The sequence below is a fragment of the Sporosarcina sp. E16_3 genome (assembly GCF_017347125.1).
GTDB lineage: Bacteria > Bacillota > Bacilli > Bacillales_A > Planococcaceae > Sporosarcina.
This window is the reverse complement of record NZ_JADPRX010000028.1, coordinates 1-24,026: the sequence shown is the minus strand read 5'-3', so window position 1 is coordinate 24,026 and position 24,026 is coordinate 1. Positions and strand designations below refer to the sequence as shown.

Below are 24,026 nucleotides of genomic sequence, written 5' to 3'. Positions count from 1 at the left end.
TACCTTTTTTAATTTCCCCGCCAAAATCATAGGGCTATACCCAATAGAAATTGTCTTAGGCATATCGGTGATAGCTTTTTTTCTAGGAGTTTTTGGGTTAAAGGATGTAAGGGAATGGAAAGCAATGGCTAGAAGTATATTTACTATAACTTCCACAACAGTTTTTTCAGTGATGTTAATTATCATTATATTCATTGGCAGATTGCTTGGTTAACCTTCTAAATAGATTCAAAAATAGAAAGCATCGGTGCTAACCGCTGCTTTCTATTTTCCCTCCCAAAAGGAAGTCGTTATATTTTTAGTTGGTTCTTCTTCATTTTCATCACTTCCATTACTTTAGAGACCGTGAAGAGTAGCAATGCTGACCAAATGAACGCGAATGACAATAATTCAATTCCCCCAAACGTTTCTTTATAAACGACAACTCCGAGAAACAGCATCATCGTTGGGGCTATGTATTGAAGAAAGCCTGCCATATACAACGGTATTCTTTGTACGCCTTTTGCGTACATAATAAGAGGCAGAGCTGTTGCTGCACCTGTTAGGACAAGTAAAATATCCGTCTTGATATCAAAATGTAAGAATACTGCATTGCCATCCATGAATAGCCACACATAATAGATGATAGCGAACGGCACAATGAAGAACGTTTCAATCGTCAACCCACGCAGTGCATCTAGCTTAATTTGCTTCTTGATAAGACCGTAGACAGCAAACGTTATGGCCAGTGTAAATGACAACCAAGGAAAACTACCGTATGAAACCGTCAAGATTGTGACTCCAGTTGCCGCCAATAAAAAAGCAACCTGTTGTGCTCTTGATAGCTTTTCTTTTAAGAAAAATATGCCAAGTAGGACCGATATTAGCGGATTGATATAATAACCAAGGCTTGATTGAACGATATAATTATGATTCACAGCCCAAATGTAGACAAACCAGTTCGTCGAAACAAGTGCTGAAGCCGCGAACAAAGCCCAAAAGTCTTTTTGCGATGCCCACAGTGTTTTTATGTCATCCTTAAGATGACGCCCATTCTTCATAAGTAGAACCACTACTAGCGTCAGAACAAATGCCCATACGATGCGACTCACTAATATTTCTGCACTCGCGACATGCTCAAGACTTTTCCAATAAATCGGCATAACTCCCCAAATAAGATACGAACCGACTGCCCAAAGGACACCGCTTTTTTCTGTTTGCATCACGACGCCCCCATATACTTTGATTACCGAAATAATAACTTAAGTATAGACCCATTAATACGCTGCGTAAAGATGAGATTATGTTGCAATACAACAACCTAGCCGCAAATACCAAAAACCACTTAAAAGTCCGGATTAACCCGTTCTTAAAAAGCGGCTTGTTTTCTGGTATGATTTACCGTTGTTCTTGCTTCCTTAATTCAATTCGCATGATTTTTCCTGACGCCGTTTTCGGCAAAGCATCCAAGAATTCAATATTACGTGGATATTTATAAGGCGCTGTCAAACTTTTCACATGATCCTGTAATTCTTTAACGAGACCATTTTCATTTTTCCGTTCAGGATCACGTAGCACAACGAATGCTTTGACAATATTCCCCCGGACTTCATCCGGGCTCGCAACGACTGCACATTCACGGACTGCGGGATGCTTCGTCAATGCATCTTCTACTTCAAATGGTCCGATTGTGTAACCGGAACTGATAATAATGTCATCCCCGCGACCTTCAAACCAGAAATAACCGTCCTCATCCATTTTTGCACGATCACCTGTTACGTAATAATCGCCTCGGAACTGCATTGTTGTCCGTTCTGGATCTTTTAAATATTCCTTAAACAATGCAGGTGTCGATACGTGTACAGCAATGTCACCAACTTCTCCTGGTACAGTCGGGTTCCCTTCATCATCAATGATGTCGACCTTATTGCCAGGCGTTGGTTTACCCATTGAACCTGGGCGGGCTTCCATGCCAAGCATCGTGCCTACAAGTAAAGTATTTTCCGTCTGTCCGTAGCCGTCTCTTACAGAAAGCGAAAAAGTCTTGTCAAAGATATCAATGACTTCACGATTAAGCGGTTCTCCAGCTGAGACTGCACTATGAATAGATGAAAGATCATAATCCCCCAGATTTTCCGCTTTCGCCATGAATCGGTATTCCGTTGGTGTACAACATAATACATTTACTCGATACTGGCCTATTAAATCTAAATAAGTCTTCACGTCAAACTTCCCATCATACACCAGTCCCGTTGCTCCGCTACCAATTACAGATAAGAAAGGTGTCCAAATCCACTTTTGCCACCCTGGCGCAGCCGTAGCCCAAACAACGTCACCTTCATTGATACCCAACCAGCTCGCTCCTGTCGTCCGTAAATGCGCATACCCCCAAGCGTGTGTATGTACGACACCTTTTGGTTTCCCCGTTGTACCTGATGTGTAGGATAGAAATGCCATGTCAGAACTTTTCGTTTGTGGTGATGTGAACTCCGCTGATGCTGTTTCCATTAGATTTGTTAGTGAAAGTTGATCTTTCTTTGCCTCTCCGACAACGAATAATTTGACATCCCTCATGTTTCTCACTTCGCTAAATTGATCAGTAAATGCATCGAACGCAACGATTGCTTTAGCATCACTATGTGCCAATCGATATTCGATATCGGAAGCCCGTAGCATTTCTGAACTTGGGATTACGACAAGTCCCGCTTTAAGTGCGCCGATATAAGTCACATATGCTTCGATTAACCTTGGAACCATAACAAGAACAACATCACCCTTATCAAGTCCATTTGATTTAAAGACATTTGCTGCCTTATTCGCTGAAGTGATTAATTCATCATATGTAATTTCCTTCTTGTCCCCATCTTCATTTACATAAATAAGCGCTTTTTTTCCTGTACCTGTTGCATACTTTTCAAATTCACTGACTAGGTTATACTGTTCTGGTGCAATCAGTTGTTCACGGTTCATGTAAACTCCCCCTTAGATGTATTATCCAAGTATACAAACAAACGGTAGACAATTCAAAACTATTTTACTATTTCGGATTATTTTAAGGATATTTCGTACTTTACTAGCTAATACTCGTTAAAAATGCGAAAAGCTGTCCCGGAATAATTCCGGAACAGCTTTTCATTAAACAATTACTCTTAGTAACCCTTCATTTGTGATTGAGCCTGTTGCACTAAGCGCTTTGTAATTTCCCCGCCGACGGATCCGTTGGCACGCGCTGAAGCATCTGGTCCCATTTGTACGCCAAATTCTGCTGCAATTTCATTTTTCATTTGATCCAATGCTTGTCTTACGCCTGGAACTACTAACTGATTCGAGTTGCCGCTGTTGTTGTTCGCCATGATTCTCACCTCCTTGTGCAATTAGAATGTGCTAGATGCAGAAATTCATGCAATAATAATGGGTGGTAATTTTTGCTAATCACTTTGAATCTGTTTAATTAACTGTGCTTTCGCTTACACTGTAGAGGCGAAAAACTGATTTTGATAATACCTAGCTCAGCTTTTCATTAAAAAGTTATTTTTGGTATCCGTTCATTTGTTGTTGCGCTTGACGCACTAGTCGTTTTGTAATTTCTCCACCGACCGAACCGTTAGCACGTGATGATGCATCAGGTCCCATTTGAACGCCGAATTCTGCTGCAATTTCATTTTTCATTTGGTCCAGTGCTTGTCTTGCGCCTGGAACTTCTAACTGATTTGAATTACCACTATTGTTGTTTGGCATGTTTGTCACCTCCTTGTGCACATAGAATGTGCCGTTTACAAAACTTTATGCATTTGTTCGTTCTGGTAATGTTCACCATTTACTTAAAACAGTTTAAATACCTGCATTTTTGCTTACACTATATAGGCGAAAAGTTGTTAAGAAACATCTTTTCATTGCATGAAAATTTTTATTTGTTACCATTCATTTGTTGTTGCGCCTGACGCACTAATCGCTTTGTAATTTCTCCGCCGACGGATCCGTTGGCGCGCGATGATGCATCTGGCCCCATTTGTACGCCGAATTCTGCTGCAATTTCATTTTTCATTTGATCAAGTGCTTGTCTTACGCCTGGAACTACTAGCTGATTCGAGTTGCCGCTGTTGTTGTTCGCCATATTTATCACCTCCTTGTGCACATAGAATGCGCCAGTTAATAAAATTCATGCGCGAAAAAGAAATGGTAAATACCGCCAAACACTTGAGGTTAGTTTAAGCAACCATACTTTTGCTTACACTATATAAGCTAAAAAGCTACATCAGACAATGTCCGATGCAGCTTTTTAGTTCTTCTATTTGATTAAGTGCCAGTAATCCCGAACCCATTTAATTTAAGTAGCCACTTCTATGTGCGTATAGAATGCATCGCAAATGGAATTTCATACAAGGGATGCAAACAGTAATTCATTGAACCATTAAAGTAGGTCTGCGAAGTTGTTCTCTTGTTGAAGTGGTAATTCAACGATTAGTCGATTTTCAATTGCTTCTTCAATCATTGGCTCGAAATCAGTGAAGCTTTCATAATATGCGACTTTTTCAAGCTTCGGTTTTGTTTTAGGATTTGAAGGTGAGAAGATTGTGCAGCAATCCTCATAAGGTCTGATTGATATTTCGTATGTGCCAATCGTTTGAGCAATATCTATAATATCCAGTTTGTCAGTTGCAATGAGGGGACGCAAAATAGGTGATGAAGTCACAGCATTGATAGCCGTTAAGCTTTCAAGCGTTTGACTTGCGACTTGTCCAAGGCTTTCCCCTGTTACAATCGCGAGCGCACCTTCTTCTTCGCGCACTTTATCAGCAATTTGAAGCATTAATCTTCGCGTTGTCGTCATTGAAACATTATCCGGTACTTGACTAACAATCGCTTGCTGGATTTCAGTGAATGGTATTATATGAAGCCTAACTGCTGCCCCAAATGAACTTAACTTCTCTGCGAGGTCCATCACTTTCTTTTTAGCCAAATCACTTGTAAATGGTGGACTAGCAAAGTGTATTGCATCAATCGAGACACCGCGCTTCATCATAAGATAACCTGCAACGGGACTGTCAATACCGCCTGACAACATAAGAATTGAATGACCATTCGAACCTACAGGCATGCCGCCTGCACCTTCATACACTTTAGCAGTTAAGAAAGCTCCTTCTATTCTAATATCAATGTGTAATACAATATCAGGTTTTTTCATTTGCACAATTAGGTCTGGGAAGCTACGTAACACATGCGACCCAACTTCCAACTGCAACTCATTTGTTACAAGCGGGAATCTTTTATCTGTACGTCTCACTTCAACTTTGAACGTTTTACCAGCAGTCTCATCTGTACCAATAATTTCTAAAGCTTTTTCTTTAATCGCTTCAAGCGTTGCTTCACATTTTGCAACAGGACTGAATGATTGGATGCCGAAAATATGCGGCAAACGAGCTATCGCTTCATCCATCTCATTTTTGTCTTCTGCAAATAGAAACATACGGTCACGTTCTGGTTTGATGATCACAGTTTTTAAATCACTCAAAGCATCTTTAATATTGTTTCTTAATTTCTTGACGAATACATTCCTGTTTCGCCCTTTTAATGATATCTCACCGTAGCGTATCAATAGTTCGTTCCATTCCATTACTTATTTCCCCTTCCAAGCAGTTCCATGAACCGTGCAAATACTTGCTCGAATTCCACTACATGCTGTTCAATATTATTTTTTCCAAAACTGATACGAATTACTCCGTTGTTAAATTTCCCATTAACCCCTATTGCTTCTATAACATGTCCCGCAGTGCCATTTTTCGATGAACAAGCACTAGACGTTGAAATCGTTATGCCGTTTTCTTGAAAGAAGTTAACGGCGACTTCCCCTTTCACTTTATAAAAAGCGACAGCTAAAATATGCGGCGCTGCCTTATCAGGGGCAAGTACACGAACATTTTCAAATTGCTCGCTAAACTTAATAAGGCGATTTCTCCATTGCCTAAAGTCCTTCTGCTCAACATCTGTCGCACTTATCCTGATTGCTTTTGCCAACGCTACTGCGTCTGCTACAGAAACGGTACCGCTGCGCATTCCTTTTTCCTGGCCACCGCCATAACTAATTGGTTCTGGTGTAATTCCTTTTCTTAATGCTAGTATACCCGAACCTTTCAAGCCATTGATTTTATGGGCTGAAATCGTTATTGCGTCCGGACCGTCACCTGTTAACGAAACGGGTAGTTTACCAAAACTTTGAACGGTGTCCGAATGAAATAGCGCCCTTGAGTTTGCTTTAATGATGCGTGCACATTCAGCAATTGGCTGTATTGTACCAATTTCATTATTAACATGCATGATACTGACAAGTATTGTCTCTTTACGAAGTTTACTTTTCAACTCTTCAACAGAGATCGTTCCTTGTTCATCCACTGACAAATAATCAACTTCAAACCCTTGCGTCTCTAAATGTCGCATCGAATGAAGAACTGAAGGATGTTCAATTTTTGTTGTGATTAGATGGTTGCCTCTGGCATGCAAAGCACGCGCAAAACCGATAACCGCCAAATTATTGGCCTCCGTACCACCGGATGTGAATAAAAGCTCTCCGTCAGGTGCACCAAGAATCGATAGGATCTGTTCTCTTGATCGTTCAAGAAGCGTCTCGGCTTCCTTCCCAGCAAGATGTATTGAAGCGGGATTCGCAAAAAAGCGCTTGTTCACTTCTATGAAAGATGTAAGCACACTCTCGTCAGGAGCCGTTGTAGCGCTATTATCAAAATATATCATGTGAATCTTCCTTTCATTTTACAAAAAAATTAGTGACATACGCCGGTGGCATAACTTAAATCAGCAGAGAGTTCGCACCACTGCTAATTCAAGTTAAATGCGTGACAAAGCCACCTGCATTATATGCCGGTGGCTATTTGTAGTCTACTTTTTAACTCAGACGTGTTCTTTCACAAGTTCTTCAATTCGTTTCATAGCACCCGGTTCCATTTCTTCAACCGCCGTTGCTGCTTCTTCTAATGCTTTTGCATAACGGAATTGTCTGAATGACTCTTCAGCATCTAACAGGCGGGCGTGAACTTCGGGATTGGATGCACGGTATCTGTTTCCATATTGGATGATCCACTCAATCAGCAATACATTCTCAATCATCTCTTCAACTTTCATGGTTACATCATCTACAGCTTTCGCTGCGTTCTCTAAATAAGAATCGACGAGACTCATATTAAGCGGTACTTCCTGTAAACTTTGTGTCACGATATAAATTTGTTCATCAGCTTCTTCAAGGCGCGCTTCCATATCATCTGGCACACCAGGAATATTCCCTTTATGTAGCATACGTTCCGAGTTTTGTAATTTACGTGATAACTCTTCCAGTTTAGTCCGAACATTATTTTCATCAATCCGTAAGTTTTTCATACGATTTTTGAAACTTTCCTGTTCATCAGCTATTTGCTCTAGTTCTTCAGAAATGGATTGCAACTCTTCTTGTAATCCCGAATAAGCAGATACTTGTTCCTCAAGTCTATAAATAAGCACACCAAATCGTTTGTCGAGAGAACCTAATTTTTTGAGAGCCAGTTGTGGAATTTGTGCCTCTTTTTCATCCAGTCGATAACTTTGCTGAACAAAAGCCGCCTCGTCTGAAGTTTCTCTCGTCAAAATTGTTATTACGTGAAGCTTATCAGCAATTTGATTATAGTGCCCATCTACATAATGCTTTGCATTTACTTCATTTTCAAGCGCATCGTAAAACGAATCGATGCGATCATTTATGTCGCTTGTACACTGTTGAACAGATTCAATTTGAAGATCAGCCATTTTTAACAACAGCTCTTCAAGTTCAATCTCAATTATTCTAAGTTGTTCAGTTAGTTCTAGGTGTTGCAAATAATAGGACTGTTCTTCCATCTCTCTCGTTCCATTTCGAATTTCACGAACTGATGCTGGAATTTTGCTTTGTATTTCAGAAAGCAACGATGGAATCTCGTGTATCAACGTAAAAACATGATCACCCTTTGCTGATAATGCCATAACAATTTCCCTTGCCAGCAAATAATTGCCGTTCGCTGTCAACTCGTCGTATTCTACAAATTTCGGGTTAAATGATTCAAGTTCCTTTTCAAGTGGATTCGCTGTCATGCCGAACGAATGTTGATGAGCAAGTACTGCCTTGCGAGCGGCACGATGCTGTTCTTTTAATTTTTCCATCTCGATGCGGTTTTTCTCTTCACTGCCAACGAGTTCGTTTAACTCATGCAAAATGTTATTCATTTTTTTATCGCAAAATCGAACTTTTTCTTGAATTTCTTTCTCTAACCCTGTTGCTTTTCTAAAACGGAAACGATCTACTACATCCTCTACATCAAATAATAATGTGTCGATTTCTGGCATATGTACGTCCATCAATTCTGTCCATTCACTGCGCCACCGTTCGAATTTCTCTTCGGTTTCGCCTGTCATGTTCAATTGTTTCACTTTCGTCATCTCTTCTAAGATGGGTTTATGTTGGATTTGTAGTTTCTCCTGCTCCAATCGACTAATTTCCTGGATATGTTTGCGCCTGAATAAGAAGGCGATTGTCGTTAATATAATAATTATTAGTATGGCGATGATGATGATTTTCATCGTGGTCCCCCTGTCCAAGTCACTGTACCATGATATTATTCTATATAATACCACGTTTAAACACTTTTAGTTGCGAATTTGAATGATTTATAGGGAAAAATCTGCTTTCCATCCTAATAATCGACAAAGATTGTTTATAAACGTCTTAAAATGTATACTTATTAAAATAAAATATACTTACAAGGGGTGTTCTATTTGTTTCAAGGAATTGACTATGCCACTGATTTAAAAGTGAAATATGAACAACTTTCAAGTCAATTGGACGCATTGTTGACAGGCGAGAAAAATATGTACGCAAACTTGAGCAACGCTTCTGCTTTACTCAATCAATTTTTCGACCGCATCAATTGGGTCGGTTTTTACTTAATGGATGACGCAGAACTGGTACTCGGCCCTTTCCAAGGTCTACCCGCGTGCATCCGAATCCCTCTTGGAAAAGGTGTCTGCGGAACAGCGGCTGAAACAAAAAAATCAATTGTCGTGCCAAACGTCAATGCTTTTCCTGGACATATTGCATGCGATGCGGCTTCACAGTCTGAAATCGTCGTACCTTTATTAAAAGACGGTGTCTTGCTAGGCGTCCTTGACATCGACAGTCCTGAGCTGAACCGCTTCACTGAAGAAGATCGAGCTGGACTAGAGTATCTCGTCGAGGTTCTTGTCAAACATCTTTGAACAACAAGCTGCCCTGACCACCGGACAATCGGTGGCCAGGGCAGTTTTTTCATTGGTTAAGCCCGCTCGGTAATTGCCGTCTCCATGATTACGAATGCCTCCTTGAAGTCAGCTATAAGATCCTCAGCATGTTCAAGACCGACTGAAAGCCTTAACAAAGAATCAGTGATACCCATCTGCAGACGCTCTGCCTCTGGAATAACTGAATGTGTCATCGTCGCGGGATGCTGGATAAGCGTTTCTGCGTCCCCCAGGCTAACTGCAATTTTAATGAGGGAAAGGCTATCCATGAATAGCTGAGCCCCTTCTTTACCACCTTTAATTGTAAATGAAATCAGGCCGCCTCCTGCTCTCATTTGGCGTTTCGCTATTTCATATTGTGGATTGTCTTTATCAAACGGATAGTAGATCTCTTCCACAAGTTTCTCACCTTTTAGATAAGCAATCACTTTTTCGGCATTTGAGGTATGGCGCTCCATGCGAACCGATAGCGTTTTCAATCCGCGGATTAAAAGCCAAGCATCGAATGGTGATATGATGCCTCCGAAATCTTTCTGAACGGACATACGGATTGACTCCATCTCTTCTTTGTCGGCTCCGACAAGAAGCCCAGCTATGACATCTCCATGGCCGTTAATATATTTTGTTGCGCTATGCAAAACGAAGTCCGCTCCGATATCGAGCGGATTTTGCAAATAGGGCGACGAGAAAGTATTATCGACTACAACACGAAGTCCGTGACGTTTGGCTACATTCACGACTGCGTGAAGATCAACAAGTTCCATTGTCGGATTGATAGGCGTTTCAATATATATACAGACCGTTTCCGGTTTTATAGCCCGTTCAATCTCCTCTTCTGTCTTCATCTGAATAAATTCATGCGTGATATTGTATTTGTCATTCAGCATACCAAGAAGTCCGAATGTGCAGCCATAAATTCCACGTGAACAAAGAATATGATCACCTGATTTCGTCAAGTGGACGAGAATCGTACTGACTGCCGCCATCCCTGAACCAAATGCAAGTGCACCTTTTCCGTTCTCAAGGGCTGTCATACGCTCTTCTAACACGCGGACAGTTGGATTACCAAGTCTGGAATAAATATTCCCTTCCTCAACACCCGAAAAACGATTCTCCCCTTGTAATGCTGTTTCAAACGAAAAGGTCGATGTTTGGTAGAGTGGGACCGCTAAACTCCCCTGATGTTCCCTGTCCTCATATCCCTCATGGATGACAATCGTATCTTTGTGCAGGTTGTTTTTGTCCATTTCCATTGCCCCCTTTATGTTTTTCAAATATTCTAACTCCCTCTCTATTAGTTTACTCTTTAATCATAGTTAGGAAAAGATACAACTGGTTTTCTCATGGATTACCACTTGATTTTTACCGTTATTTTTCGCCATATATAGTGCTTTGTCAGTACGTTGAAACAGCTCTTTATAAGTTGACTGTCGTTTCGAAGTCCAGTTATGCATCCCTATCGATACTGTTATCGAGGGTTCAGTGGTATCAGGGATAAGTTTGACCAGTCGTTCCGCAAATAGTGCTCCCTCTTGAAACCCTGTCAATGGCAAAAAGATAGCGATTTCTTCTCCACCCCACCTTCCGGCAACACCTCTACCGGATACTTCTGAAAGTATGGTGGAAGCAATCTGCTTCAGCACATCATCACCAGTAACATGTCCATATGTGTCGTTTACCTTCTTGAAGTCATCGACATCTACGAGAACAAAAACACCCATTTCATCATCAACAATCGACTTTTCAATAATCTTATCTACGTAACTTCTCGTAAAGAGCTTGGTTAAGTGATCTTTATCAACAAGTTCCTGTAACTGGTCACGCAATACTGAGTTCGCAAGTGCAAGCGAAGAATGTCCAATTAGAGATTGTATCAGTTTGAAACTGTCAAATGAAAAATAGTACTGATCCATATGCAGTAATACGACGAAGCCAGTAAGTAGCTCTTGATTCATAATTGGAATCGCAATGATTGACTCGTAACCAATTGGTTCGTTCATAGTGCCGCTGAAATTCGCATCAAATAAAGCTTCTTTACCACTCCTTAAGTGGTTAGAGGCGAATTCAATATAATTCTTGCCGGATTCAGTCCGAAAAAAATCCGAACTTAATTGTGAGATGTCATAACCATCTTGTTCATTGTTAAAAACGAATGCAATTTCTGTTGGTCGAAACGCTTTCAGCAATTGCTGTTTCAAAAATGCTGTCATTTCTCCAAAATGCATATTGCTATTCAATTTTTTTGACGTTTCATTGACAAGTTGTAAATCTTCGATAACACGGTGGGATTGATCATGTAGAATCGCTTTTTCCAGCGCACTTCCTGCAGTATTCACTACCATACTGACAAACTTTTTCTGTGTGGATGAAAAAACGAGGTCAACTGGTGCTTTAATTTGCAACACACCATAGATACCTTGTCTTCCTCTGATTGGTGCATTGATCAACGTGCAAGACAGTTCGGGCATAACTTCCCTTGTTAATTCTCCCGATACGAACGCATTCATTGCAGACTGTCTTTCGTTCATGTAATCAAGTAACTTATAGTTATGCGTCATCCCATTTTGATCATGAGATAAAAGAAGCCCCACTTCAGATGATGGAAAGTTTTTAGATATCGCAGAGACTACGCCATCTAAAATCACATTACTTTGCATCGTTGAATTGAATAATTCGGTGACTCCGAACAAACGCCTAGAGCTTTTTTTCTCTTTTACAAGAAACACCATTTCCCTTACTATCTCAATGATGTCGCTCACTACCTTTTCGAGCTCATGTAGAAATGGCGTTGCAGCAAAGGCCCTCCATTCATCAGTAGATTTAAGAACCAGCAATCCTAGAGGTTCAGATTTCAAGTTTTGGAATAGAAGAAAGTCGTCGGCATAGTTAAAACCGTTCTCTTTAACTCGCGAAATTAAAGAATCACGGCTGAACGCTTTTCCCATTTTCAGTGCATCGAACACTAAAGCTTCTTTCCTCTTAGAAACAGATTTATGTCCTTTAAGAGGCACGAAACTATTGTTGGCATATATGAAATAGTCCGCTTCTGCAATATGAAAATGGTTATTTAGTTTTAGTTTCAACGCCTTAAACCATTGTTCATAAGACTGCAAAGCAGTATCTTTGGTCCATAAATCCATCAAATCGCTTTTAATTTTAAGCATCGTCAATTGATGATCCGTCACACAATCACCCCAATCCTAATCTGTATATAGAATTCAAATAAGTCTTACTACCATTATAATACAATGGTACTATAGATACCATTACTTTACATAGCTCATTTGGCTTATTTTAGTTTACAAGTATGAAGCTTGACTCTTACTTCTATAGTTGTTATGATGGAACTTGTGTAAAATAGTTGCAGCAGTTGTGTGTTTCAGGTTGTCCAGTCTATTCCTTTTACAAGGTGCATCGAGTAACTTCCTGGCTGCGGAGGCGAGGATGCAAGATGATAGAATGGCATTTGGATTGAACACATCTGGTTCTTATTTTACAACAAAATAAAACCAACAATAGAGGAGGAGTCTTTCATGGCTCGTTATACAGGTCCATCTTGGAAACTTTCCCGTCGTCTTGGGATTTCACTTACAGGCACAGGAAAAGAAATTGAAAAACGCCCTTACGGCCCGGGACAACACGGTCCTAACCAACGCATAAAACTTTCTGAATACGGAAAGCAATTACAAGAAAAACAAAAACTTCGTTTCATGTTTGGCGTTAACGAACGTCAATTCAAAACGATTTTCAACAAAGCTGGTAAGATGCCTGGTAAACACGGTGTTAACTTCATGATTCTTCTTGAGACTCGTCTAGATAACATTGTATACCGCATGGGTCTTGCACGCACACGTCGTGCATCACGCCAACTTGTAAACCACGGCCATATCTTGGTTGATGGTAAACGCGTTGACATCCCTTCTTTCAGTGTTAAACCTGGTCAAGAAATTTCTTTCCGTGAGAAATCTCAAAACCTTGATACTGTAAATGAAGCGCTTGAAGTGAGCAGCTATGTTCCTGAATACGTTACATTCAACAAAGATACTAAAGTCGGTCAATTCGTCCGTATGCCTGAGCGCAGCGAACTTGCAGCAGAAATTAACGAAGCACTTATCGTTGAATTCTACTCTCGTTAATAGCATCTTTGGAAAAGAGTCCTTTACAGGGCTCTTTTTTTTCGTGATATACTGTACATACTACGACTTATGAGGTGATTATATGAAACTTGTATCGATTTGCCCGAGTAATACGGAACTGCTCGCCTATCTAGGACTCATTGATCAACTCGTTGCAGTTGATGATTTTTCTGATTGGCCTAGCGGTATCCATTCTTTACCGAAATTAGGACCTGACTTATCGATTGATATGGATAAATTGGAATCTTTCGCACCTGACTTAGTGCTTGCATCGCTCAGTGTTCCTGGAATGGAAAAAAATATCGCAGAGCTCGAAAAGCGAATGATTCCACACTTAGTGTTAAATCCGCAAAGCCTGGATGATATTGCAGAAGACCTGTTAACCGTAGGAAAAGCATGTGGGATTGAAGAACACGCACTTCAAATTAAAGCGGAGTATCTATTATTTATTAAAGACATGAAAAAACGTGCTGAAACCGTCAAAGTTACCCCTTCTTTATACTGGGAGTGGTGGCCAAAACCTGTATTTACACCTGGAAAGATTAATTGGCTGACCGAAATAAGCACTATTTCCGGTGGTTTGAATGAATTTCGTGACGTCGAACTTGCCAGTGTCCAAACTGACTGGGAGGATGTACTAAATAGAGAACCTGATTATATTCTACTAGCGTGGGTCGGTGTACGGATCAACAAAGTGAAAAAAGAAGTCGTTCTGAAACGGCCTGGTTGGAAAGAGCTGGACGCCGTGAAAAGTGACCGCTTTTCAGTAATGGAAGAAGAGCTATATTGCCGCCCTTCTCCGCGACTTCTTGAAGGTGCTTTAAAATTAGCAAAAATCATTCATCCGGAAATATATGCAGATTTGCAACTACCTAAGTGGATTAGAAACTCATAAAATGAAAAGGCTGTTTTCCCCTTTTTGGTTGGGAAAACAGCCTTTCGCATTGTAAAATATTGACATTTCAGGACTTTTTCATGACGTTTTCGGTTGCTACCATGACAGTTCTGACCGTTGTCCTCACAGTTTCACGACTTGCCATGAATGTCCGCCAGATTACCTCAAATCTTTCTTCTTCAATCTTCCGGAACAATCGTCCCTTGATGGAATGTCATTTGCCAGCCGACCGCTTTTTCTTCCCATATCGAACTGCGCAACGTATGTCGTTCACCTCGCAACAGTTTATATGTCAGTAGAACGGCTTTATCACCGAAAAACTTCACCCGTTCTTCAGTCATTTCATAAGGAATCGTTGCTGATTCTTCTTGTAGCCTTGGAAATAGATCTGCGAAGCCGAATGCACTACCCGAACTGCCGAACTCATAAAACTCTTCTGCGATAAGGCGTTTAATTTCGGATGTGGAATTCCTTACACTTCCCTCAAGCATCTCTTTCTACTGCCGAATGACCAGACTATGGATCCTTTTTTCATTAGCGTCCATAATTAAACGAATTTCACCATTTTGTAATTTTTCTTACCACGACGAACAATCGTAAACGCATCATCCAGACGATCTGCTGCGCTGACCTCGTATGCTGTATCCGTCACCCGTTCACCGTTCAATGAAATCGCACCATTCGTCACATCTTCGCGAGCTTGTCGTCTTGATGGTGACACGCCAGAATCAACGATAAAGTCAACGATATTTTTAACTTCTTTCGCCATTTCAAACGAAGGGACGTCTTTGAATGCGTCTTTCATTTCATTCGCAGTAAGTGTTTTCAAATCACCGCTGAATAATGCTTTAGAAATGCGAATTGCTTGGTCAAGCGCTTCCTGGCCGTGAATCAGGCGTGTCATTTCTTCTGCCAGTCTAAGTTGCGCTTTCCGTAAATGTGGTTCCTCTTGTACCGTAATTTCAAACGCTTCGATTTCTTCACGCTCTATGAACGTGAAGATTTTCATATATTTGACGGCATCCGCATCAGCTGTATTGATCCAGAACTGATAGAATTCATATGGAGATGTTTTTTCTGCATCAAGCCATACTGCGCCACCCGCACTTTTACCGAATTTCGTACCATCTGCTTTCGTAACCAGTGGAATCGTGATGCCGAATGCTTTCACTTCTTCTTCGTGCGTTTTACGAATCACTTCAAGTCCCGTCGTAATATTGCCCCACTGATCCGATCCGCCAATTTGGACTCTACAACCATAATTATTGAATAAATGGTTGAAATCAATTCCTTGAATAAGCATATACGAAAACTCCGTGAAGGAAATCCCGCTATCTAGACGTGATGCAACATTGTCTTTCGCAAGCATGTAGTTCACGCCTAACAATTTACCGTAATCACGTAAAAACTCGATGACACTCATCGAACCGACCCAGTCATTATTATTCACCATTTGCGCACCATTTTCAGAACTAAAATCGAAAATCTGCTCCATCTGTTTCTTAATCCCAGCAACGTTTTTATCAATCTGTTCAGTCGTTTGTAGCTGTCTTTCCTCCGAGCGACCTGATGGATCCCCAATCATCCCCGTAGCTCCGCCAACAAGTAGAATCGGACGATGTCCATGCATTTGAAAACGGCGAAGCGTTAGCAGTGGAACGATATGTCCAATATGCATGCTGTCCGCAGTAGGATCGACACCGCAGTACAGAGAAATTTTCTCCTTATTCAGCAAATCTTCAAGGCCCGCCTCATCCGTCTGTTGGTAAAGTAACCCTCTCCACTTTAAGTCTTCCATCAATTTCTCTTTCATCCTAACCCCTCCTGAAATTTAAGTAATAACGCACCGCGTCGAGTGAGTCTCGGAGCGCATAGAACCTTTAACTAGACACAAAAAAGCCCTTACACGATTAATAAAATCATGCAAGGACGCTAATTATCGTATTAACGCGGTACCACCCGGCTTGAGAAAAAATTCTCCACTCAAAACGCAATAACACTGCGCACGCGTCACACTCCAGAGCTGTAATTCATGATTGGATTACCGGACAGCTTTCACCAGCCGCTGTCTCTCTAAACGGTTCCACAACCACTACTTCGACCCATTCAACATGTGAAAGTATATGTATCAATAATTCTAACCTATATTCAAAAGTTGTCAAACATTTTCGATTGGCATTTATGGAAATGTGCTATAATAGGTAAGATTTCAGGAGGTTGATTTTAGTGAGTAAACATCAAAAGAATCGTATTGATCTAATAGAAGAGAAACTTGAAACGATGACTAAAACGAAATGGGCTAAAGGGATGCGTATCACATCAGGCGTCACCTGGAACCTGTTTCTCCTATTCCTCGTAGTAGGTTTGACACTTGTAGTGTTTGCCGGTTCAGTCGGAGCAGGCTATTTCGCTTCATTGGTAGCCAAAGAACCACTCCGGTCCAAGCAAGAAATGCGGGACGCAATTTTCACCTACGAAGAAACGTCCGAACTTTATCTCGCTGGCAATGTCTATATCGGTAAAGTTAACTCTGATATAGAACGTAAGGAGACAAAACTGGAAAGTGTATCCCCATTCGTTATTGATGCGGTATTCGCCACAGAGGATGAGTATTTCGAACAGCATGAGGGCATTGTTCCTAAAGCAATTTTCCGCGGACTATTACAGGATGTAACGAACTCTGATAACCAAACTGGCGGTTCGACTCTGACACAACAGCTTATTAAAAACCAAATTTTAACCAACGAAGTATCATATGAACGAAAAGCGAAAGAAATGCTACTGGCAATGAGAATTGAGCATTTCATGACAAAAGATGAAATTCTTGAAGCTTACTTGAACATTATTCCATACGGCCGTAATTCAAATGGGCAAAATATCGCAGGTATTGAAACTGCCGCTGGTGGTATTTTCGCTTTAAAAGCGGCGAAATTGAATTTACCGCAGGCCGCCTTTATCGCAGGGCTTCCTCAGGCTCCTTTCGCTTATACCCCTTTTAAAAGTGGTGGCGGATTGAAGGAAAAAGAATTCTTACAGCCAGGAATCAATCGGATGAAAACTGTTCTTTTTAGGATGAAGGAAACTGGCTATATAACCGAACAGCAATACAACGAAGCAATCGTCTATGATATTACAAAAGATTTCCGTGATCCCGTCATGCGCGCGAATGAAAGATATCCTTATTTGACGCAAGAAATTCAGAATCGCACGGTAGAAATACTTGCGAAAATTATCGCAGAAAAAGATGGAGTCGATGCTGAACGTCTTAAGCAAGAAGAGAAATTAAAAGAAAAGTATTCGATACTTGCGACGCGTTCAATGAAAAATGATGGCTATAGAATTTACTCTACCGTTAACAAGGATCTATACGACAAGATGAATGAAGTCGGTAATGATTTCAAAAACTACGGATTCACCTATACGCGTGAAGTAAAAGATTCTCATTCCGGCGAGGTCGAATTGGTGGAGGATCCGGTCCAGGTCGGTGCAATTATGATCGAAAATAGCACCGGTAAAATCTTATCATTCATCGGAGGTCGTGGACATGAACACGAAGCGCTTAACCATGCTACGCAAGCATACAGACAGAACGGATCTGCTATGAAACCACTTCTCGTTTATGCACCAGCTATTGAGTATGGTGTAATCGGGGCTGGTAGTCCCGTCGTCGATGTTAAGTTTGATGTTAAACAATCGGATGGTTCTATGTGGTCACCGAGCAACTATACTAAATCAATGGAGTATGGAATCATTCCTGCAAGGGAAGCACTCTCCAAGTCATTGAACTTGGCAACGGCTAGATTATATCGCGACATCCTTGATCGACGGCCTGCCGAATTCCTTGATAAGATGGGTATCTCGAAACTTCTTCCTGGGGACTATGTCAATCCCTCTACTTCATACGGAGGCATGACGGTCGGGATGAGTGTCGAGGAAAATACGAATGCATTTGCAACATTTGCAAACGGTGGGCAGTTCATTGACTCATATATCGTCGAAAAAATTGAAGATATGGATGGCAATGTCGTCTACCAGCATGAAATTGAACCCGTTGATGTCTTTAGCCCCGAAACGAGTTATATCGTTACCGATATGTTACGGGATGTTCTGAAACCTGGTGGTACAGGCTCGCAAGTAACACAAAACATGAAATTCACTACAGATCTTGCTGCCAAAACGGGAACAACACAAGGTTACGGTGACGCATGGCTTGTTGGATACAATCCAAATGTTTCTCTTGGAGTTTGGCTCGGATACAAAGACAGAACACGAAGTCTCTATTACGGACTGGAAAAGCAAACATTGCATCCTACCACAAGGACAAGCATGCTTTTCGCCCGTATTATGAATGCTGCGAACGAAGTCACACCAGAAATAGTCGGAGCCTCTGCAAAATTCAGTCGTCCTGACGGTGTCGTTGAAAAATCATTCTGCGGTATTTCCGGGCTTGCTCCCTCTGCTGCATGCTCGTCTGCAGGGCTCGTTAAAACAGATTTATTCAACGCAAAAGTGATGTTACCTACACAACCGGATGATAGCATTACCTCTTCTTCTTATGTGTCTGTTAAAGGATCGAAGTACCTTGCACTTCCATCTACACCTGGCGAATTCGTGTCATCAGGCGGCACAGGCGTTAACCAAGTGTTCATCGACCGAATGCTCGGACCTTGGAGAGGCGATGCTTCAAAACTGTTCCCAGCGAACTCGGCTTTCGCATCTCATGTCGTGTCCGGGGCTATATTTAATGCTGATGATGTCGCTCCTGCACCAATAACTATTGTTTTAAATGGAACGACAATTACCTGGGGAAATTCACCTTCAAATGATGTTATTGGGTACTACATTTATGCAAACGATGTTAAAATCGGAACAATAAGAGACGGTTCTCCGAACGCCTTTACAGTCGGGGCCGGCTCATACACGGTCAAGGCTGTCGACATTACCGGAAGACTTTCAAATGGCTCCAATGCAGTCACCATTGCCGCGCCTGAACCAGAAAAGGAAGTTATTGAAACGCCTTCTACGGAAAACGTACCGCCCGTTACTCCACCTCCTGCAAGCGAGGACGGGAATAACAGTGGCACTACCCCTCCTGCAAGTGGAGACGAATAGAAAAAAGAGCTTGTCTGCTATCAATAGCGGACAAGCTCTTTTTTGAAAGATGAGAAAGGATAATCTTTTTGACTTAGAATAGTGTCTAGCTTCAGGCGCCATTCGCCTTTCTTAGTCATCCATTGTTGACAGATCACCTGTCGGTAAATTCAGTTCCCAAGCCTTTAACACACGACGCATAATTTTTCCGCTTCGTGTTTTCGGTAATTTATCTTTGAATTCAATTTCACGCGGAGCAGCATGTGCCGCCAGCCCTTTTTTAACAAATTGTCGAATATCTTCTTTTAATTCATCTGTTGGCTCGATTCCTTCATGAAGTGCCACAAATGCTTTAATTATCTCGCCGCGAACTGGATCGGGTTTACCGATAACCCCAGCTTCAACAACCGCGGGATGCTCAAGTAGTTTACTTTCCACTTCGAATGGTCCTACCCGTTCTCCACTCGTCATAATCACATCATCGACACGACCTTGGAAAAAGAAATAACCGTCCTCATCGATGTATGCTGAGTCACCCGAAACATACCACTCATCATTGATAAAGGTAGATGCATATTTTTCTGGGTTATTCCAAATTTGTCGCATCATTGCAGGCCAGCCTTTTTTAATAGCCAAGTTACCCATATGATTTGGAGGCAATACATTCCCTTGATCATCAACAATGGCCGCTTCTATACCTGGAACTGGTTTGCCCATAGATCCTGGTTTAATTGGCAGACATCCGAAATTACAAATTGTTTGCGCACCTGTTTCTGTCATCCACCATGTGTCATGGATACGCAATTTAAACGCATCAGACCCCCACCGGATTACTTCCGGATTTAGTGGTTCACCCACGGAAAGAATATGGCGCAGTGATGAAAGATCAAAATTGCTTAATGGTCCTTCTCCAACTCCCATAAGCATTCGGAATGCAGTTGGCGCACTATACCAAACCGTGACACCATATTCCTCAATCGCCCCATACCAGGCATCTGCCGAAAATCTGCCGCCAAGAATCAGGCTAGTCGCCCCGGCAAGCATTGGTCCGAAAATACCATAAGCCGTGCCTGTCACCCAACCTGGATCCGCCGTACACCAGAAGATGTCCTCATCTTTTAGATCCAGTACCCACCGCGTTGTCTGCAGTTGCTGCACCATTGCTTCCTGTACATGGACGACGCCTTTAGGTTTTCCAGTTGAACCTGAAGTGTAATGCAGAAGTGTTGGGTCTTCTCTGTCCATCCATTCGACTTGAAAGTACTGAGAAGCATCTTTCATATGCTTGTTAAAGTCGACGATAAGACCTTCTTCTACCACATTTTCTCCTACAATAAAGATCGTCTTCAGGTGTGGTAATTTATCAACAGGTACCCGATCAAGAAGTTCAGGTGTCGTGATGATTGAAGTCGCTTCACTATCAGACAGTCTGTCATATACAGCACCTTCCATAAATGCTTCGAACAACGGTCCGACGATAGCACCCAGCTTCAACGCACCGAGGAGTGCAAAATACAATTCCGGTGAGCGTGGCATAAAGATGAAAATCCGGTCCCCTTTTTCAAGCGGCGACTGATTGCGCAATACGTTTGCAGCTTTATTAGACATCTTTTTCATTTCGTTATACGTATATGTTTCTTTGCGATTCGCATCTTTATAATAAAGTGCAACCTTGTTTTTTCGATAGGAATCCGCATGGCGATCTACCGCTTCATGGGCAATATTCATGAGTCCACTTTCAAACCAGCTGAATTCTTTCTCTGCATCTGCCCATTTGAATTCTGCAGCCATACGATCATAATCTGCTAACTGATAATCCCCATTAACTGCGGGTAACGTTTTCATTACCAATTCACTTCACCCTTTCATTATTACAATATCACTATCATTCTACCCCAATCCAAACCTAGTTGTCTAATTAATTTTATTTTTCCAACAGTTTTAAATTTGTAGAAATCAACTAGCTTTTAATTATCGATATTGTTGTATACTAGATAGTAGGTTTATATCAAATACGGAGGTGATCATATTGGAACATATAAAAACATATAACGCGATGGAGATAAAACATAAGAATGGAGACATTGTTATCGAGGGGCCCATTACTGCAGATTACCTTGCTAGCCTTGACTTTCACGAGGATCTTGTTGCATTCAGACCTCCTGCACAACAACACAAGGCACTCATTGAAATTGCAGGGCTCCCAGAAGGTCGTATTTTAATCGTTCGCGATTCGAATGAAATTGTGGGCTACGTAACTTATTTGTATCCCGATCCCCTGGAGCGATGGTCGCAAGGAAATATAGAAAAATTAATCGAACTCGGTGCAATTGAAGTTATTCCAAAGTTCAGGGGCGGCGGAGTTGGTAAATCACTTTTACGCGTTTCCATGATGGACGATGCAATGGAAGATTATATTATTCTTACGACTGAATATTACTGGCACTGGGATTTGAAGGGTACAAAGCTTAACGTTTGGGAGTACAGAAAAGTTATGGAGAAGATGATGAATGCTGGTGGTTTGGAATACTACGCAACTGACGATCCTGAAATAAGTTCTCATCCAGCCAATTGCCTAATGGCACGGATTGGCAAAAGGATTAATCAAGAAACTATCCAGCAATTTGACAATCTACGGTTCATGAACCGATTCATGTATTGAAGGGAGGATAAATCAAATGCTAATTGAAGAAATAATGATAAAAGATGTCCTAACTCTCTCACCAGAAAACACGGTAAAAGATGCACTAGATGCCATGCGGGATAAAAAAGTTCGCCACTTGCCAATTCTGTCTGTGGATGGCACGGTAGTCGGCATCGTGACGGATCGAGACTTGAAAGAAGTTGTTCCCTCTTCCGTTTCCGAAATAAAAGACAACAGTCCGTATGATACTTTACTTTCCGATGTGATGACGAAAAACCCGATTCTTGGACATCCAATGGACTTTGTTGAAGAAGCGGCGGTACTATTTTATGATAATAAAATAGGTTCACTGCCAATTGTATCCAACAAAAAACTAGTTGGTATTATCACCGAAACAGATTTACTTTACAAGTATATTGAATTGACTGGCGCACATCAACCTGGTTCACAAATAGAAGTGCGGGTTCCGAATACACCCGGAATCCTTTTCGAAGTATCCAAAGTATTTCACGAGCAGAAATTAAATGTTTTGAGCGTGCTCGTCTATCCCGATAAAGAGAACGAAGCAAATAAGATTCTAGTCATCCGGATTAATTCAATGAATCCTCTCAAAATTATTGAGGGACTGAAGGGTAGCGGATTTGAGGTCCTATGGCCAAATGTTCCAGGAATTGACGTATGAAAAAAGATGCCGTTTTCATCTTTTCAGAAGAGCAACTTGGCTACTCTTTTTCAGATTCGCATCCATTCAACCAAAAAAGAATTCTCTTAACTCTCGACCTTTTAAAGAAATCTGGAGCCATTCAAGACAGCGATATCATCGCACCTCGTATGGCAACAGACGAAGAATTACTTCTTGCCCATGACAAAAATTTTATTGATATCGTAAAAAAGGCTGGTAAAGGTGAACTAACTGAGGATGTTGGCAGTATTTACGGTATTGGCACAGAGGATACGCCAATTTTCCCAAATATGCATGAAGCCAGTGCCATGCTAGTCGGCGGTACATTGACTGCGGTAGATGAAGTGATGCAAGGACGATCTAGGTATGCATTAAACCTGGGTGGGGGTCTGCATCACGGATTCCATGGACGTGCTTCCGGTTTTTGCGTCTATAATGACAGCTCAGTTGCCATAAAATACTTACAGGAAAAATACGGAGCACGCGTTCTTTATATCGATACAGACGCCCATCACGGAGATGGTGTTCAATGGAGCTTCTATGATGATCCAACAGTCTGTACACTATCCATCCATGAAACTGGTCGCTACCTGTTTCCTGGAACCGGAGGTATAACCGAACGCGGCAATGGTGCAGGCTATGGGACTTCCTTTAATTTCCCTATAGATGCTTTCACAGAGGATGAGTCATTCCTTTCAATTTATAAAACAGCAATGAAAGAAGTGACTGAATTTTTCAAACCGGACGTCATCTTAACACAAAATGGGGCAGATGCACATTATTTCGATCCCTTGACCCATCTTTATGGAACAATGGATATTTATAAAGAAATTCCTCGTGTTGCACGCGAAATTGCAGAAGAATATTGCGAAGGACGCTGGATAGCCGTCGGTGGTGGCGGATATGATATCTGGCGCGTTGTCCCAAGGGCTTGGGCTCACATTTGGCTTGCGATGAAAAATGTCCCTCCACCTACCGGTCCTCTACCCGCGGACTGGCTATCGACGTGGCAGGAGCAGTCTCCCGTTACACTCATACCTACTTGGGAAGATCCTGCACCACTCTATGAACCTATTCCACGAAAAGATGAAATTACCGAGAAAAATGCGCAAATGCTTAGTCGGGCCTTACATATGATCCGAAACGAGAAAATTGACAAATAACCACGTCTTCTGATTAACCATTTGTTTGCATAAAATACCGGTGAGAAGGGCTTGATATCCTTCATTTTCACTGGACTATTTTCGGCCCGCTTACGGCTAACTATTTATGACAGATTTACTGAGGTGGCCTAGTGTGGCTAGAAGT

General features: G+C 41.5%; 20 protein-coding genes. 7 read left to right on the top strand and 13 right to left on the bottom strand.

All coding sequences use genetic code 11. The features are described from left to right. Nucleotides 1-290 precede the first annotated feature (290 nt). The 8 genes from rarD to ezrA all read right to left on the bottom strand — a co-directional run bounded on the left by rarD (nucleotide 291) and on the right by ezrA (nucleotide 8,574). The gene (gene rarD / locus I2483_RS14820; protein ID WP_207277893.1) at nucleotides 291-1,202 is read right to left on the bottom strand and encodes an EamA family transporter RarD; all 912 of its coding nucleotides are present in this window, start codon (nucleotides 1,200-1,202) and stop codon (nucleotides 291-293) included. A 175-nt stretch (nucleotides 1,203-1,377) separates the two neighbouring features. Next, a complete protein-coding gene (gene mbcS, locus I2483_RS14815; protein WP_207277892.1) occupies nucleotides 1,378-2,949 on the bottom strand; it encodes an acyl-CoA synthetase MbcS in 1,572 nt (523 codons plus the stop codon). A 179-nt stretch (nucleotides 2,950-3,128) separates the two neighbouring features. Next, nucleotides 3,129-3,332 (bottom strand): alpha/beta-type small acid-soluble spore protein, encoded by a 204-nt coding sequence (locus I2483_RS14810; protein ID WP_186670030.1) that lies wholly within the window; start codon nucleotides 3,330-3,332, stop codon nucleotides 3,129-3,131. Nucleotides 3,333-3,507: 175 nt separating this feature from the next. Beyond that, complete coding sequence (locus tag I2483_RS14805; protein ID WP_186670028.1) at nucleotides 3,508-3,717, bottom strand: alpha/beta-type small acid-soluble spore protein; 210 nt, start codon at nucleotides 3,715-3,717, stop codon at nucleotides 3,508-3,510. Nucleotides 3,718-3,886: 169 nt separating this feature from the next. Further along, nucleotides 3,887-4,093 carry an alpha/beta-type small acid-soluble spore protein gene (locus tag I2483_RS14800; protein WP_067207561.1) on the bottom strand — a complete coding sequence of 69 codons (207 nt, stop codon included), beginning with the start codon at nucleotides 4,091-4,093 and terminating at the stop codon, nucleotides 3,887-3,889. A 297-nt stretch (nucleotides 4,094-4,390) separates the two neighbouring features. After that, nucleotides 4,391-5,593, bottom strand: a complete 1,203-nt coding sequence (gene thiI, locus I2483_RS14795; protein ID WP_207277891.1) for a tRNA uracil 4-sulfurtransferase ThiI — start codon at nucleotides 5,591-5,593, stop codon at nucleotides 4,391-4,393. Further along, on the bottom strand, nucleotides 5,593-6,726 hold the full coding sequence (locus I2483_RS14790) for a cysteine desulfurase family protein (protein WP_207277890.1): 1,134 nt from the start codon (nucleotides 6,724-6,726) through the stop codon (nucleotides 5,593-5,595). The genes thiI and I2483_RS14790 overlap by 1 nt, the downstream gene beginning before the upstream one ends. Nucleotides 6,727-6,882: 156 nt before the next feature. After that, nucleotides 6,883-8,574 (bottom strand): septation ring formation regulator EzrA, encoded by a 1,692-nt coding sequence (gene ezrA / locus I2483_RS14785; RefSeq protein WP_207277889.1) that lies wholly within the window; start codon nucleotides 8,572-8,574, stop codon nucleotides 6,883-6,885. A gap of 195 nt (nucleotides 8,575-8,769) precedes the next feature. Between ezrA and I2483_RS14780 the strand changes: the two genes are divergently transcribed. Then, complete coding sequence (locus tag I2483_RS14780; protein ID WP_275956148.1) at nucleotides 8,770-9,249, top strand: GAF domain-containing protein; 480 nt, start codon at nucleotides 8,770-8,772, stop codon at nucleotides 9,247-9,249. 56 nt (nucleotides 9,250-9,305) lie between these two features. Here I2483_RS14780 and megL read toward each other — a convergent pair whose 3' ends face one another. Beyond that, a complete protein-coding gene (gene megL, locus I2483_RS14775) occupies nucleotides 9,306-10,517 on the bottom strand; it encodes a methionine gamma-lyase (protein ID WP_207277888.1) in 1,212 nt (403 codons plus the stop codon). Nucleotides 10,518-10,586: 69 nt separating this feature from the next. Next, the gene (locus I2483_RS19695) at nucleotides 10,587-12,455 is read right to left on the bottom strand and encodes a diguanylate cyclase domain-containing protein (protein WP_207277887.1); all 1,869 of its coding nucleotides are present in this window, start codon (nucleotides 12,453-12,455) and stop codon (nucleotides 10,587-10,589) included. 348 nt (nucleotides 12,456-12,803) lie between these two features. Between I2483_RS19695 and rpsD the strand changes: the two genes are divergently transcribed. Further along, nucleotides 12,804-13,406 (top strand): 30S ribosomal protein S4, encoded by a 603-nt coding sequence (rpsD, locus tag I2483_RS14765; protein WP_207277886.1) that lies wholly within the window; start codon nucleotides 12,804-12,806, stop codon nucleotides 13,404-13,406. An 82-nt stretch (nucleotides 13,407-13,488) separates the two neighbouring features. After that, on the top strand, nucleotides 13,489-14,301 hold the full coding sequence (locus tag I2483_RS14760; protein WP_207277885.1) for a cobalamin-binding protein: 813 nt from the start codon (nucleotides 13,489-13,491) through the stop codon (nucleotides 14,299-14,301). Between the two features lie 179 nt (nucleotides 14,302-14,480). On the opposite strand, the gene I2483_RS14755 is transcribed toward I2483_RS14760, so the two are convergent. Together I2483_RS14755 and tyrS are read right to left on the bottom strand one after the other, a co-directional pair. Next, complete coding sequence (locus I2483_RS14755; RefSeq protein ID WP_207277884.1) at nucleotides 14,481-14,792, bottom strand: nuclear transport factor 2 family protein; 312 nt, start codon at nucleotides 14,790-14,792, stop codon at nucleotides 14,481-14,483. A gap of 56 nt (nucleotides 14,793-14,848) precedes the next feature. Next, nucleotides 14,849-16,114: a tyrosine--tRNA ligase gene (gene tyrS / locus I2483_RS14750; protein ID WP_207277883.1), complete on the bottom strand. Its 1,266-nt coding sequence runs from the start codon at nucleotides 16,112-16,114 to the stop codon at nucleotides 14,849-14,851. 413 nt (nucleotides 16,115-16,527) lie between these two features. On the opposite strand from tyrS, the gene I2483_RS14745 reads away from it, so the two are divergent. Next, on the top strand, nucleotides 16,528-19,413 hold the full coding sequence (locus I2483_RS14745) for a transglycosylase domain-containing protein (RefSeq protein ID WP_481886351.1): 2,886 nt from the start codon (nucleotides 16,528-16,530) through the stop codon (nucleotides 19,411-19,413). A 111-nt stretch (nucleotides 19,414-19,524) separates the two neighbouring features. On the opposite strand, the gene acsA is transcribed toward I2483_RS14745, so the two are convergent. After that, on the bottom strand, nucleotides 19,525-21,237 hold the full coding sequence (gene acsA, locus I2483_RS14740) for an acetate--CoA ligase (RefSeq protein ID WP_207277915.1): 1,713 nt from the start codon (nucleotides 21,235-21,237) through the stop codon (nucleotides 19,525-19,527). Between the two features lie 184 nt (nucleotides 21,238-21,421). On the opposite strand from acsA, the gene I2483_RS14735 reads away from it, so the two are divergent. From I2483_RS14735 to I2483_RS14725, 3 genes are read left to right on the top strand one after another with little or no spacing between them, the layout of a single operon-like run. Next, the gene (locus I2483_RS14735) at nucleotides 21,422-22,054 is read left to right on the top strand and encodes a GNAT family N-acetyltransferase (protein ID WP_207277882.1); all 633 of its coding nucleotides are present in this window, start codon (nucleotides 21,422-21,424) and stop codon (nucleotides 22,052-22,054) included. Nucleotides 22,055-22,070: 16 nt separating this feature from the next. Further along, nucleotides 22,071-22,718 (top strand): acetoin utilization AcuB family protein, encoded by a 648-nt coding sequence (locus tag I2483_RS14730; protein WP_207277881.1) that lies wholly within the window; start codon nucleotides 22,071-22,073, stop codon nucleotides 22,716-22,718. Continuing rightward, entirely contained in the window at nucleotides 22,715-23,881 is a 1,167-nt protein-coding gene (locus I2483_RS14725; RefSeq protein ID WP_207277880.1) for an acetoin utilization protein AcuC, read from the top strand. The genes I2483_RS14730 and I2483_RS14725 overlap by 4 nt, the downstream gene beginning before the upstream one ends. The last annotated feature ends 145 nt before the right edge of the window (nucleotides 23,882-24,026 follow it).